General features: G+C 70.6%; 11 protein-coding genes. 7 read left to right on the forward strand and 4 right to left on the reverse strand.

Going from position 1 to position 13,522, the window contains the following annotated elements; translation table 11 throughout:
• The first annotated feature begins 78 nt into the window (after positions 1-78).
• From HEP74_RS13600 to HEP74_RS13620, 5 genes are all read left to right on the forward strand, one after another.
• Entirely contained in the window at positions 79-1,788 is a 1,710-nt protein-coding gene (locus HEP74_RS13600) for an alkaline phosphatase family protein (protein WP_185813329.1), read from the forward strand.
• Between the two features lie 26 nt (positions 1,789-1,814).
• Positions 1,815-2,351, forward strand: coding sequence for a WG repeat-containing protein (locus HEP74_RS13605; protein WP_185813330.1), 537 nt, complete (start codon positions 1,815-1,817; stop codon positions 2,349-2,351).
• Positions 2,352-2,534: 183 nt separating this feature from the next.
• Complete coding sequence (gene tilS / locus HEP74_RS13610; protein WP_185813331.1) at positions 2,535-3,881, forward strand: tRNA lysidine(34) synthetase TilS; 1,347 nt, start codon at positions 2,535-2,537, stop codon at positions 3,879-3,881.
• 31 nt (positions 3,882-3,912) lie between these two features.
• A complete protein-coding gene (locus HEP74_RS13615) occupies positions 3,913-4,176 on the forward strand; it encodes an exodeoxyribonuclease VII small subunit (RefSeq protein WP_185813332.1) in 264 nt (87 codons plus the stop codon).
• On the forward strand, positions 4,166-5,047 hold the full coding sequence (locus HEP74_RS13620; RefSeq protein ID WP_185813333.1) for a polyprenyl synthetase family protein: 882 nt from the start codon (positions 4,166-4,168) through the stop codon (positions 5,045-5,047). Before HEP74_RS13615 ends, HEP74_RS13620 begins: the two co-directional genes overlap by 11 nt.
• A 289-nt stretch (positions 5,048-5,336) precedes the next feature.
• On the opposite strand, the gene HEP74_RS13625 is transcribed toward HEP74_RS13620, so the two are convergent.
• Complete coding sequence (locus HEP74_RS13625; RefSeq protein ID WP_185813334.1) at positions 5,337-6,890, reverse strand: GH39 family glycosyl hydrolase; 1,554 nt, start codon at positions 6,888-6,890, stop codon at positions 5,337-5,339.
• Between the two features lie 265 nt (positions 6,891-7,155).
• On the opposite strand from HEP74_RS13625, the gene HEP74_RS13630 reads away from it, so the two are divergent.
• Positions 7,156-8,247: a M35 family metalloendopeptidase gene (locus HEP74_RS13630; RefSeq protein WP_185813335.1), complete on the forward strand. Its 1,092-nt coding sequence runs from the start codon at positions 7,156-7,158 to the stop codon at positions 8,245-8,247.
• Positions 8,248-8,417: 170 nt separating this feature from the next.
• On the opposite strand, the gene HEP74_RS13635 is transcribed toward HEP74_RS13630, so the two are convergent.
• The 3 genes from HEP74_RS13635 to HEP74_RS13645 all read right to left on the reverse strand — a co-directional run bounded on the left by HEP74_RS13635 (position 8,418) and on the right by HEP74_RS13645 (position 12,465).
• A complete protein-coding gene (locus HEP74_RS13635; RefSeq protein ID WP_185813336.1) occupies positions 8,418-9,557 on the reverse strand; it encodes a DUF1501 domain-containing protein in 1,140 nt (379 codons plus the stop codon).
• Between the two features lie 37 nt (positions 9,558-9,594).
• Complete coding sequence (locus HEP74_RS13640; RefSeq protein WP_185813337.1) at positions 9,595-11,016, reverse strand: DUF1800 domain-containing protein; 1,422 nt, start codon at positions 11,014-11,016, stop codon at positions 9,595-9,597.
• Between the two features lie 138 nt (positions 11,017-11,154).
• Complete coding sequence (locus HEP74_RS13645) at positions 11,155-12,465, reverse strand: MFS transporter (protein ID WP_255427744.1); 1,311 nt, start codon at positions 12,463-12,465, stop codon at positions 11,155-11,157.
• Between HEP74_RS13645 and HEP74_RS13650 the strand changes: the two genes are divergently transcribed.
• Entirely contained in the window at positions 12,437-13,516 is a 1,080-nt protein-coding gene (locus tag HEP74_RS13650) for a LysR family transcriptional regulator (RefSeq protein WP_255427745.1), read from the forward strand. The genes HEP74_RS13645 and HEP74_RS13650 overlap by 29 nt on opposite strands.
• The last annotated feature ends 6 nt before the right edge of the window (positions 13,517-13,522 follow it).

Genomic DNA, 13,522 nt, shown 5'->3' on the forward strand with positions numbered 1-13,522 from the left:
AAAGGCGCGATGTCATCGGCGTGCATTGTCGCAGCCGGCATAATGCGCAGGACTTCGTGCCCAGGGGCCGTTCCTCGCATGCGCCATCTCGTTCCCGCTTTCGCCGCCGCTTCCACCCTGCTGCTGGCGGCCTGCGCCAGTGCGCCGCGCGCGCCCGCCAGCGCCGCCGTCGCTCCCATCGCCGTGCCCGCCGTCGCCCATCCCGGCGGCGAGACGCCGGACTGGTGGTACCGCAGCGGCGCGGCCAAGGCCGCCAACAACGGCGCGATGCGCGGCAAGGCCAAGAACGTGATCCTGTTCCTCGGCGACGGCATGAGCCTGACCACGGTCGCCGCCGCGCGCATCCTCGACGGCCAGCGCAAGGGCGCCTCCGGCGAGGAGAACCAGCTGTCGTGGGAGGCGTTCCCGGCCACCGCGCTGAGCAAGACCTACAACACCGACTCGCAGACGCCGGACTCGGCCGGCACCATGACCTCGATCACCACCGGGGTGAAGACCCACATGGGCGCGATCGGCGTGTCCGCCGGCAAGCGCGAGGCCTGCGCCGACAGCCTCGGCAAGCAGTTGCTGACCTGGCTGGAACTGGCCGACAGCGCCGGCCTGAACACCGGCATCGTCACCACCACCCGGCTGACCCACGCCACCCCGGCGGCGACCTACGCGCACACCCCCGAACGCAACTGGGAAAGCGACACCGATCTGCCCGAGAAGGCGGTGGCCGAAGGCTGCCGCGACATCGCCCAGCAGATGGTCAGCGCGCGCTACGGCCGCGGTCCGCAGGTGATGCTGGCCGGCGGCCGCAGCCAGTTCACCACGGTCGAGCAGCGCGACCCCGAATACGACGACAAGGTCGGCCTGCGCCTGGACGGCCGCGATCTGGTCGGCGAGTGGCGCCAGCGCCACCCGCAGGGCGCCTATGTCTGGAACCGCGGGCAGCTGGAAGCGGCGCAGAACGCGCCGGCGCTGCTCGGCCTGTTCGAGCCGGACCACATGCAGTTCGACCACGACCGCGACCAGAGCGCGGCAGGCGACCCGAGTCTGGCCGAGATGACCCGCGCCGCGATCCGCACCCTGTCGCGCGGCAAGGACGGCTACGTGCTGATGGTCGAGGGCGGCCGCATCGACCACGCCCACCACGCCGGCAACGCCTACCGCGCGCTGGACGAGACCATCGCCCTGTCGCAGGCGGTGCAGGCCGCGGCGGAGGCGACCTCGGCCGAGGACACGCTGATCGTCGTCACCGCCGACCATTCGCATACGCTCAACTTCGTCGGCTACCCGCAGCGCGGCAACCCGATCCTGGGCAAGGTGCGCGGCACCAGCGGCGAAGACGCCAATACCGGCGACCTGGCGCTGGACGGCAACGGTCAGCCGTACGCCACGCTCAGCTATGCCAACGGCCCCGGCTACACCGGCGCCAGCAACCAGCAGCCGGCCGGGATCAAGACGTTCCCGCATGCGCCGAGCAGCTTCGAACCAGTCAAGGGCCGCCCCGACCTGACCCATGTGAACACCGAGAGCCCGGATTTCATGCAGGAAGCGTTGGTACCGACCAAGGCCGAGACCCATGGCGGCGACGACGTCGGCATCTGGGCGCGCGGCCCCGGCAGCGATGCGTTCCGCGGCAGCCTGGAAGAGAACGTGATCTACCACGTGATCGTGCAGGCCACGCCGAAGCTGCGCGGCCGCCTGTGCCAGGCCGGCACCTGCAACGGCGACGGCGTGCCGGTGCAGTTGCCGAAGCCGGACGCGTTCGTGGCCGAGGCTGCGAGCGCCACCGCGAAATGAGCTTGGCGCGGCAGCGGTACACGCCGATGGCAAGGCGACGGGCAGCGGCGCTGGTCGCGCTGGCCGCGCTCGCGGCGGCGCCAGCGGCCTGGGCGCAGGCGGAAGCGGCGTGCCGGATCGCCGATCCGAACTCCGACCGCGCCATCGTGCCCGGCTGCAGCGTCGCGGCCGATGGGCGCCTGCGGCTTGCGCCGCAGACGGCGCAGCGCTTGCAGTTCGACGCCGATGGGCTTTCTGTGCTGACCGTGGGCGACCAGTTCTACTACGTGCGCGCCGACGGCAGCAGCCTGCCGGTGATCCTGTGGGACAACGGCCCGGACTATTTCACCGAAGGCCTCACCCGCGGCATCTTCCATGGCCGCATCGGCTTCTACGACCGGCAACTGCGCGAAGTGATCCCGCCGGTCCACGATTTCGCCTGGCCGTTCGAGAACGGCGTGGCCCGGGTCTGCGACGGCTGCCGACGCGGCACGCCCGATGGCGACGGGCATACACCGATGGAGGGCGGACGCTGGTACGCCATCGACCGCAACAACCGCGAAGTGCCCGAACCGCAGTCCTGAGCGCGGGCACCATGGGGGCGACAGCGTCGACCTGACGAAAACATGGCAAGCAGAACAGTGCCCTCTCTCCCCTGGGGCGCAGCGCACGGCTTGCGCGCCGCTGGCGTGTGCCGGGACGCAATCGCGCCGTCCTCTGGCCGCACCCCGCTTCGCTGCCGCGTCGCCAGCCTCTAAAGTGATGCGATGAGCCGCCGTTCCGATCCCGACCCACACTGCACCGTGAGCGCCGCTCTGCCCGACCCGGCACCGGCCGCGGTCCTGGTCGGGCTCAGCGGCGGGCTGGATTCCAGCGTGCTGCTGCACGCGCTGGCGCAGCAGCCGCAGTACCGCCGCGGCGGGCTGCGCGCAGTGCACGTGCACCACGGCCTGCATGCCGACGCCGATGCATGGGCCGAGCACTGCGCCGCGTCCTGCGCTGCCCTGGCTATCCCGCTGCAGGTTCTGCGCGTGCAGGTGCCGCGCGACAGCGGCCACGGCCTGGAGGCGGCGGCGCGGCAGGCGCGGCGCGCGGCCTTCGCCCAAGTGCTGGGCGAAGGCGAGTGGCTGGCGCTGGCGCAACACCGCGACGACCAGGCCGAGACCTTCCTGCTGCGCGCGCTGCGCGCGTCCGGTCCGGATGGGTTGGCGGCGATGCAGCCGCTGCGCAGCTTCGCCCACGGCATGCTGTGGCGTCCGTTGCTGGCCCTGCCGCGCAGCGCATTGCACGCCTATGCGCAGCGGCACGCGCTGCGCTGGATCGAAGACCCGAGCAATGCCGACCCCGGCTTCGACCGCAACTTCCTGCGCCTGCAGGTGTTACCGCTGCTGCGCCAGCGCTGGCCGCATGCCGATGCCGCGCTGGCGCGCAGCGCGCAGTTGTGCGGCGAGGCCGGCGCGCTGCTGGACGACGGCGACCAGGCCGCGCTCGACGCGCTGCGCGACGACGACGCTGCGCCGCTGTCGCTGCCGCGCCTGCGCGCGCTGCCGGCGCCGCGCCGCGCGCGGGTGCTGCGGCGCTGGGTCGCGCAAGCGGGCCTGCCGCCACTGCCGGCGGCCGGCGTGGTGGCGATCGAGCGCACGCTGCTGCACGCGCGTGCCGACGCCGCCGCGCAGTTCGCCTGGCACGGCGCGACGCTGCGCGGCTGGCGCGATGCGCTGTACGCCGAGCGCGATCCGCCACCACTGCCCGCCGACTGGCAGGCGCAATGGGACGGCCGCGCACCGCTGGGTCTGCCCGACGGACGCTGCCTGCGGCTGCACGCCGACACGCCGCTGCTGTTCGACACCCCGCTACTGGTGCGCTTGCGCCAGGGCGGCGAACGCATCCTGTTGCCCGGGCGCGTCCACTCCCAGGCGCTCAAGCAGGTGCTGCAGGAACACGCCGTGCCGCCCTGGCAGCGCGCGCGCCTGCCGCTGCTGTTCGACGCCGAGCGCCTGCTCGCCGCCGGCGACCGGATCGTCGCCGCGCCGCTGCACGCCTGGCTGCAGGCGCGGCACGCGCAGTTGGCGCTCGACAACGCCACCACACCATCGTCACCCGCCTCGCATTGACCCTGCCGCCGACGCCGCGCACACTTCCGCGATGCCCAAGAAGTCATTAGAAGACGCCTCCCCGGTCGCCCGCTTCGAGCAATCGCTCGAGGAACTAGAAGTGCTGGTGGAGAAGATGGAAACCGGCGACCTGAGCCTGGAGCAGTCGCTGAGCGCCTATGAGCGCGGCGTCGGCCTGTACCGGCAGTGCCAGCAGGCGCTGGAACAGGCCGAACTGCGCGTGCGCCTGCTCAGCGACCCGGAGCAGCCGGACAGCGCCGAGCCGTTCGATCCCGCCCCGCTCCATGGCGGCTGACGCCGCGTTCGCGCGCTGGCGCCAGCGCGTGGAAGCCGGCCTGGATGCGCAGTTGCCCAGCGCCGCGGCCGCGCCGCAGCGCCTGCACGCGGCGATGCGCCACGCCACCCTCGGCGGCGGCAAGCGCATGCGTCCGCTGCTGGTCTACGCCACTGGCACGCTGTTAGAGGCCGACGAAACCCGACTGGATGCGCCGGCGCTGGCGGTGGAACTGATCCACGCCTATTCGCTGGTCCACGACGACCTGCCGGCGATGGACGACGACGCCTTGCGCCGGGGTCGTCCCACCGTGCACATCGCCTTCGACGAAGCCACCGCGATCCTGGCCGGCGATGCGCTGCAGAGCCTGGCCTTCGCCCTGCTGGCCGGCGCCGACGGCGCCGATGCGGCATTGCGCGTGCGCTGGCTGCAGACCCTGGCCGACGCGGCCGGCGCAGCCGGCATGTGCGGCGGCCAGGCGCTGGATATCGACGCCACCGGCGCGGTGCAGCCGCTGGCCGACCTGCAGCGCATGCACGCATTGAAGACCGGCGCGCTGATCCGCGCCAGCGTGCGCCTGGGCGCGCTCGGCGGCGGCGCCGACGCGGCCGCGCTCGCGCAGCTGGATACCTTCGCCAGCGCGCTGGGCCTGGCGTTCCAGGTACGCGACGACATCCTCGATATCGAGGCCAGCTCCGAACAGCTCGGCAAGACCGCCGGCAAGGACGCGGCGCAGGCCAAGTCCACCTATCCCGCGCTGCTCGGCATGGACGGCGCCAAGGCCAAGCTCGCCGAACTGGCGGCGACGATGCGCGACAGCCTGCACAGCCACGGCGCCCGCGCCGACACGCTGGCGGCGCTGGCGCGGCTGGCAGTGGATCGCTCGCACTGACGCGACCCAGCCGCCGTCCCTGTACGCCCCTGTAGGAGCGGCTTCAGCCGCGACAGAGGCAGCAGCAGGATCGGATAGATTCGGCGCCTTCGGCTGCAGGTTCATGTGGGAGCGACTTCAGTCGCGACGGGCTCCACCGGTAGCCCTCCCACGCGACTGGCGCTGGCACCTTGTAGGAGCGGCTTCAGCCGCGACCGGGGCTGTCCTACGCAGGAACGACCCGGTCGCGGCTGAAGCCGCTCCTACAGGTTCCAGGCACGCCCTGCCAATGGGCGCGAAAACCCGCGCGCTAGCGCGGACGCAGCTCCACCAGCACCACATCGTTGGCGCGCATCGCAACATCCACTTGCGCGTTGCCATCCTTGCCGACCCGCACGCGCCGCACTTCGGGCGCATCCGCGGTCATGAGTTGCAGCTTGCGTACCTGTTCAGCGCTCAGCGCCTTCGGCGATCCCATGCGCAGATACGCGCTGTACGCATCGTTGGCATCGAAACCGGTGCGGCGAATGGCGAGCGCATAGGTACCCGGCGCCAGTCCACGCAGTTGCAGGCGCAGCGGCGCGGTCGCGGCCGCCGGCAGCACCTGGGTGAAGTACGGGCGGTTGCTCTTGTCCTGCTGCGGCGTGACGAACTCCCAGGCCAGCAGTTTCAGCACGCCGCCGTCGTAGGTCGCATAGCTCTGCGCATCGGCGTTGCGCAACTGCCGCTCGCCCAGCGCGTTGAGGTACTTGTAGGCGAAGTACGCCGGCTTGCGGATGCCCTGCGGATTGAGCAGGCCGAAGCCGCCCTGGAACGGCGCGGTCGGCGGGCCCGGCTCCTCGAACAGGTCGCTGTAGGTCCAGTAGCTCATGCCCTGCACCAGCCCTTCGACGGCCTTGAGCTTGCTCAGGATGTAGGCCGCGCCGAGGTAGGCGTCGTGCACCGGATCGCGCGGCGTGTAGCTGGTGCTCCACTCGGTGAAGTACAGCGGCAATCCCGGCATCGCCGAGGCCTCGATCTGTTCGCGCACGCGGCGCACGTCGCCGACGATCGCATCGGGCGATGGCGACAGCTTGGTGTCGCTCTCGCCCTTCTCGTCGAGGAAGCCGCCGTCCACGCCATAGGTATGGGTGGTGATGAAATCCGGCGGCGTGCCGGCGGCATGCTCGTGCGCGATGAATTCCGGCACCCAGGCCGCGCCCGCGGTCGACGGCCCGCCGACCTTGAGTTGCGGGTCGATGCGCTTGATCGTCTTGGCCGTCGCGTCGTACAGCGCGAAGTACGCGGGCTGGTCGGCGCCTTCCCAGAAGCCGGCCAGGTTCGGCTCGTTCCAGACCTCGAAGTACCAGCGGCGCACTTCCTCCTCGCCGTAACGCTGGCGCGCATGGCGCACGAATGCATCCACCATCGCGCTCCACTTGTCCAGCTGCGGATGCGAGGTGTTGCCCTTCCAGTAGAAGATCTGCTGATCGGAACGCTTCATCGCCTCCGGGGTGAAACCGAGTTCGACGAAAGGACGGATGCCCATGCCGAGCATGCGGTCGTAGAGCTGATCGATCCTGCTCCAGTCGTAGACCGGACGCCCATCGACCTCGCGATAGGTGCCGAGCACGTCGTGGAAGATCGCGTGGAAGCGCAGATAGCGGAAACCCAGTTCGTCCCGGGCGGTGCGCAACTGCGACAGGCTGTCTTCGCGCAGCAGCGTGCCCGGATAGTCCGAGCCCACCGACAGGTCGTAGAAGCGATCGCGCGGCGCAGTCGGCCCCTGCACGTCCAGCACGATCGCGCGGACCGCAGGCTGCGCCGCGGCAACCGCTGTCAGCGAAACCAATGCGGTAGCCAGCAACAACCGTAGCACTCCCATGACGTCCCCTCTCCCAAGGCGCGAACGCCCGACTCTAGCATCGACATGCGCACCGGCGAACGCGCGCGGCGAGACGACACACGCGCTTCCATCGCAGCGAATCGATGCAGCGCTTTCTTCGCGCGAACGTCGTTTGTGGGACCGATCGCTCGGTTCGCTGGACGGAATCGCAGACAAACGCGCAAACGCCGGTTGTCCGCGGATCGTCGGGCTAGTTTGCATACGCCCTCGCATGGGCATCCACTTTTCGACGGAGAGAGCCTGCATGAAACACGCATCCCTGATCTCGGCAGCCATCGGCTTCAGCCTGGTCGGCCTCATGTCGGCGGCCACTGCGCAATCGCAGCTGTCGCGCACCACCACGCCGCTGCAGGTCGAACTGGCGCCGGTCGCCGACGCGGACGGCCAGTACCGCGGCCAGATCGCGGTCACCGTGCGCAACACCGGCGAGCGCGTGGCGCGCGTGCCCAAGTGGGAATTGCCGCTGGGCGAACTCGATGCCAGCCTGTTCGAGATCCAGCGCGACGGCAGCACGGTCGATTACGTCGGGCGCCTGGTCAAGCGCGCCGCGCCGCGCGCGGAGGATTACGTGACCCTGCAGCCGGGCGAAGCGCGGCACACGCAGATCGACCTGGCCAGCACCTACGACCTGTCGCGCAGCGGCAACTACACCATCAACCTCAACGCATCGCTGCAATACGCCGCGTTCGCCGACGGCAGCAGGATGCAGCGCGCCGACGGCCAGCCGCAGACGGTCACCGGTACACCGCTGACGCTATGGCTGAACGGCCGCGGCCGCGCAGTGCGCAACGAGCTGATGGCCGGTCCGCAGGCCGTGGTCAACGGCATCAACTACGCCTCGTGCAGCAGCAGCCAGATCAGCACCATCGGCAGCGCGGTGAACTCGGCGCGCACCTACTCGCAGAACGCCAAGACCTATCTCAACGGCGGCAGCACCGGCGCGCGCTACACCTCCTGGTTCGGTGCGTACAACGCCAGCCGCTACAGCACCGCCACCTCCAACTTCGTCAACATCGACGCGGCGATCGACCAGAACAACGGCCAGGTCACCATCAACTGCGGCTGCAGCGACAGCTCCTACGCCTACGTCTACGCCAACCAGCCGTACCAGATCTACGTCTGCAACGCGTTCTGGAGCGCGCCGCTGACCGGCACCGACTCCAAGGCCGGCACCCTGATCCACGAGATGAGCCACTTCACCGTGGTCGCCGGCACTTCGGACTACGCCTATGGCCAGAGCGCGGCGCGCAGCCTGGCCACCAGCAACCCGGCGCGTGCGGTGAAGAACGCCGACAGCCACGAGTACTTCGCCGAGAACAGCCCGGCGCAGAACTGAGCCTGGCAGCGTACCCAGCGTACGCGCGACCGGTGCCGGCAGGCCATGCCGGCACCGGGGTCGCAGCAGCAAGGGTCAATGGCCGCCGCATCGGACGCCGAGCGGCGGCCATGTCCGTCGTGCATGCGGCAACGGATTGGACGCCGTAGAGCCCACGTCGGCCTGCCCTCTCAGCGCGACAGCACCAGTCCCTCCATCGCCCGCACCGCACCGCTGCCCGGAAACACCTGCGTTTCCAGCGCCGCTTCGGACACGCCCAGGTGGGCGCTCAAAAGATGCTTGAACAGGCCGCGCAGGTCGGCCGTCGCACGCAGATCGCGGCCATCGTTCAAGGCCCGCGGCGACAGCCCCGGCCAGTCGCCGGCAATGCGCCCGCCGCGGATCGCGCCACCGGCCAGGAAGGCGACGCCCCCGGTGCCGTGATCGGTACCGCCGGTACCGTTGACCGCCGCCGTGCGTCCGAACTCGGTCACCACCGCGACCACGCTGCGCTCCCAGCTGGCACCGGCGCCGTCGTGGAACGCGCGCACTCCGGCATCGAGCTCGGCCAGCTTGCGCTGCAGCACCGCGGCCTGGTTGCCGTGCGTGTCCCAGCCCGAATCCTCGACGAAACCGATCCGCGGGCCGTCGGCCTTGGCCATGAAGCTGGCGGCGGCGCTCATCGCCTGCGGCAGCTGCCCGCCCTTGACGCTGTCCACCTGCATGCCCTGCCCGCGCACCGCGCGCGCGAAGCCGTCGGCCAGTTGCGCGTCCGCGGCGTACAGGGGCTGCAGCCGCTGCAGCAGGATCGGATTGACCGCGGTCGGCAACGGCGGCGACCAACTGCTGACCGCGCCCGGACCGCGCATGATCAACGGCGTCACCGTGCTCACCGAGAGCGCCTCGGCACCGTGCAGCGCCGCCGCGCAACGGTTGAGCCAGCCGCTGGAGGCGCCGCTGGGCCGCGCGGTGCCGTTTTCCAGGCAGTCCTGCGCTTCGAAATGCGAGCGTTGCCGATACGGCGGCGCCACCGCCACCACCGGCAGCCACTGCTTGCGCGCATACAGCTCGTGGGCGAAGGCCAGCGCCGGGTGCAGCGCGAAGCTGCCGTCCAGGGCCAGGGTCTGCTGCGGCGCCAGCGCGCCACGCAACCGCGCGTAGTCCGCATCGTCCTGCGGCACCAACGCATGCAGCCCATCCAGCGCGCCGCGCAGCAACACCACCAGCAGCCGCGTGTCCGGCCCCGGCGTGGCCAGACCGGAGCCGGACCACAGGCTCAACAACGTGGCCGCACCGCTGGCGGCGAGAAAACGGCGGCGTGTCAGCTGCATCGGGCGTTCTCCGCGATCGTGATGTGCGACGCGCCGCTCAGGCGCGCCATTGGAAGGCCGGGCTGGCCAACAGCAAGGCCACGCCGTCGCGCGGCGATTCGGCGCGGCGCAAGGCCGTGCCGGTGTCCTGGTCCAGCGTCGTGGCGAACACGGTGCTGGCCAACGCCAGCGGATCGGTCGGTGCGGCCAGCCCGGCCAGCGCCTCGGCCGCCTGCACCCGCTTCCACAGCGCATCCGGCCCGCTCCATTCGGCGGCCACGTCGGCATAGCCGGCCGGCGAGCGCGGCGTGAACGGCGGTTGCCCCATCCGCATCAGCAGGCCGAACACCATGTTCTGCTGTGCCGGCGCCTGCGGCCATTCGCCGCTGGCGCGCAGCGCCGACAGCACGAAATCCTGCGGCGGCTTGAACTTGCGCGCCTGCGCGCTCCACGCTTCGGGGCTGTCGATCAGCGCGCGGTACACGCTGGGCAAGTGCCCATCGCTGCGCAGCCAGGCGTCGGCCATGCGCTGCACCAACGCAGGCGGCGGATCGTCGTGGACGAAATGCCGCGCCAGCTTCAGCGATACATGCCGTGCGGTGGCCGGGTGCCGGGCCAATGCGGCCAGGATCGCCTCGCCCTGCTCCAGCCCGGCTTCGGCATAGCGCCGGCCCAGGACCTGACGGCTGCCAGCGGCATGCGCCGGAGCGCGAAACACGAAAGCGCGATCGGGCGCGCCCTGCTCGAAATCGCGTGGCATCGGCACGCCCCAGCCGGTGATCGCGCGCGCCAGTTCGGTGACGTCGGCCTGGGTGTAGCCGCCGTCCACGCCCAGCGTGTGCAGCTCCAGGATCTCGCGCGCCAGGTTCTCGTTGAGTCCGGGCCGGCGCGGCGGCGCATCCTGGCCCTGGCGCGCCGCGCGCCGCTGCGCGCGTTGCGCCAGCACCGAGTCGGGACCGATCGAATTGGCGTTGTCCAGGTAGCGCAGCATCGCCGGATGCCGCTCCACCGCCAGCAGCAGGTCGGCGAAGCGGCCCATGCACTGCGGGCGGATCGCTTCGCGTTCCATCGGCGCGGCGTACAGCGCGGCCGCGCGCTTGTCGACCGAGACCGCGAAATGGTTGGACCAGAAATGCACGAGACGTTCGGCGAAGCCGTCCGCGCTGGCCACCGCGACCGCGTAGCGCGCCGCCAATTCCTGCGCCTGCGCCTGCCGGTACAGGCCGCGCGCGCCCTGCTGCGCGGGCTTGGCATCCGCTGGCGTCTGCATCCGCGCCTGACGCCGTTCGCGCTGATAGGCCGCTTCGCGGCGCAGATAGTCCAGGCTGTCGGGCAAGCCTCGCATGGCGGGGACGGCTGCGGGCGGCGCGCGCAACTGCGCGGCCAGCCACGCGCGCGGATCGTCGATGGTCGCCAGTTCGCCGGGGCGTGCGCCCAGGCCGAAGCGGTTCGCGGCACTCAGGGTTTCGCGTCGGATCATGCGGCACTCCGGTTCGGCATCGGTAATGCAAACGCCCGACACGCGCCCGGGTTGACCCGGCGCAGACGCGATCTGCTGCGGCGAGAGGAGATCGCGGACCAGCAAGCGGTGCAGGCGCCACAGCGCCCACGGACTCGGTCAAGCCGCCGCGCGCTCCGGGCGGATGCCGAACCAGCACAGCGCGCTCGCGCACAGCAGCAACGCCACGGAAATGCCGATCGCCGCATGCATGCCGCGCATGAAGGCCGCGGCCGCGGTATCCCGAATCAGATAGCCGAAGATCGCCACGCCGAGCATGCCGCCGACCTGCCGTGCGGAATTGAGCACGCCGGACGCGATCCCCGCGCGCGACGCGTCCACCGCCGACAGCGTCGCGTTGGTCATGGTCGGCACCAGCAGCGCGATGCCGCTGGCCGCCAGCAGCATCGGCACCACCAGGCGCCAATAGCCGCCATCGATGCTGACCGGCAGCAGCAGCGCATAGCCCAGCGCCGCCAGCAGCAAGCCCGCGACCATCAAGCGCCGGCTGCCCACGCGGGTGATCAGCCGCCCCGCCAGCACATTGACCGCCATCAGCACCAGCGTCATCGGCAGGAAGGCCAAGCCCGCCAGTTGCGGCGAGAGCTGCTGTTGGATCTGGAAGAACAGGCTGAACACGAAGATCAAGCCGTAGTAGGCGAAGTTCACCACCACGCCGGCGACCGAGGCCACGGCGAAGGTCGGAATCCGCAACAGCGGCAACGGCAACATCGGCGCGGGGCTATGCGCCTCGATCCAGACGAACCCCAGCGCCGCCACCACCGCCAGCAACAGGCTGACTAGGACCAGGCCATGGGTCCAGCCGAGCGGGCCGGCTTCGGTCAAGGCCATGGTCGTCGCCGCCAACGCCACGATCGCCGTCGCCTGCCCGCCCCAGTCCAGGCTGCGCCGATGGCTGCCGCCATGCGCGGCGACATGGCGCAGCGTCAGCCAGATTCCGAGCGCGCCGAGAGGCAGGTTGAGCAGGAAAATGCTGCGCCAGCCCAGGTGGGTCACCAGCACTCCGCCCAGCACCGGCCCGGCCGCCAGCGAGATGCCGCCGCAGGCGCCCCACCAGCCCACTGCACGGCTGCGCCGCTCGCGATCCGGGAACGCCTGTTGCAGCATGGACAACGAATTGGGCACCAGCAGCGCCGCGCCCAGACCCTGCACCAGGCGCGCGGCGATCAGCAGCGGCAGGCTGCCGGCCAGGCCGCATGCGGCCGATGCCAGGGTGAACACCACGAAGCCGAGCAGGAAGATGCGCCGCGCGCCGTAGCGGTCGCCGAGCGCGCCGCTGCTCAGCAGCAAGGCGGCGAACACCAGCGTATAGGCGTTGATGACCCATTGCAGGCCGGCCACATCGGTGGCGAAGCGCTGGCGCAAGGCGTCCAGTGCCACATTGACCACGCTGACATCAAGCAACACCACGACGAAGCCGAGCGCGGCCGCCAACAGCGTGCCGCGCGCGGAAGGAGAAGACGAAGACATGGAATGCGTCCGAAATGCGATGACGCCGCATGCTAGGCGCCGCCCATGTCCGCGCAAATTCCCTAAAATCGCCAGCCAGCCTGGAGAAAACGCACAGATGTTCGATTGGGAGAACTTTCGTCATTTCCTGGCGGTGGCGCGCGCCGGCACCTTGTCCGGCGCGGCCCGCGCCCTGCACGTAGACCATGCCACGGTCAGCCGGCGGCTGACCGCGCTGGAAACCGAGCTGCAGGCAGCGCTGGTCGAGCGCCTGCCGCGTTGCTGCCGCCTGACACCCATTGGCGTGCACCTCTACGAACACGCCAAAACGATGGAAACGGCCGCCTTCGCCGCGGAACGCCTGGTCCGTGCCGACCACACGCCGCTGAGTGGAACCGTGACGCTCAGCGCGCCGCCAGTGCTGGTGACGCACCTGCTGGCACAGCGGCTGCCCGATTTCCGCAACGACTACCCCGGCATCCGCCTGTCGCTGCTGGCGCAGGCGCAGCAGGTCTCGCTTAGCCGGCGCGAAGCCGACGTCGCCCTGCGGCTGGTGCGCCCCACCGAAGCCAGCAGCGTCGTGCGCAAGCTCGCGCAGATGCCGTTCGCGCTGTACGCGAGCCGCGACTACGCGGCGGCGCACCGCCCCGAGGACTGGACCTTCATCGCCTACGACGCGCAATTCGCCGACATGCCGCAGCAACAGTGGCTGCTGGATATCGCCGGCAAGCGAACGGTCGGCTGCGAACTCAGCGATATCGGCAGTCACCTGGCCGCGGCGCGGGCCGGGGCCGGCGTCGCCGGCCTGCCGTGCTTTCTGGGCGACGCAGACCCCGCGATGCTGCGGCTGGAACACACGGGAAGCATGTTCTCGCGCGATATCTGGCTGGTCGTTCACCGCGATCTGCGCCGCGCTGCGCCGGTGCGCGCGGTGCTGGACTTCGTGGCCGCGGCCGTCGCAGCGGCACCGGGACTTGGCCTCGAACCGCCGGTTGCCAAGCGGTCGAAATAAAAAAGG

It is taken from the genome of Xanthomonas sp. SS, assembly GCF_014236835.1.
GTDB lineage: Bacteria > Pseudomonadota > Gammaproteobacteria > Xanthomonadales > Xanthomonadaceae > Xanthomonas_A.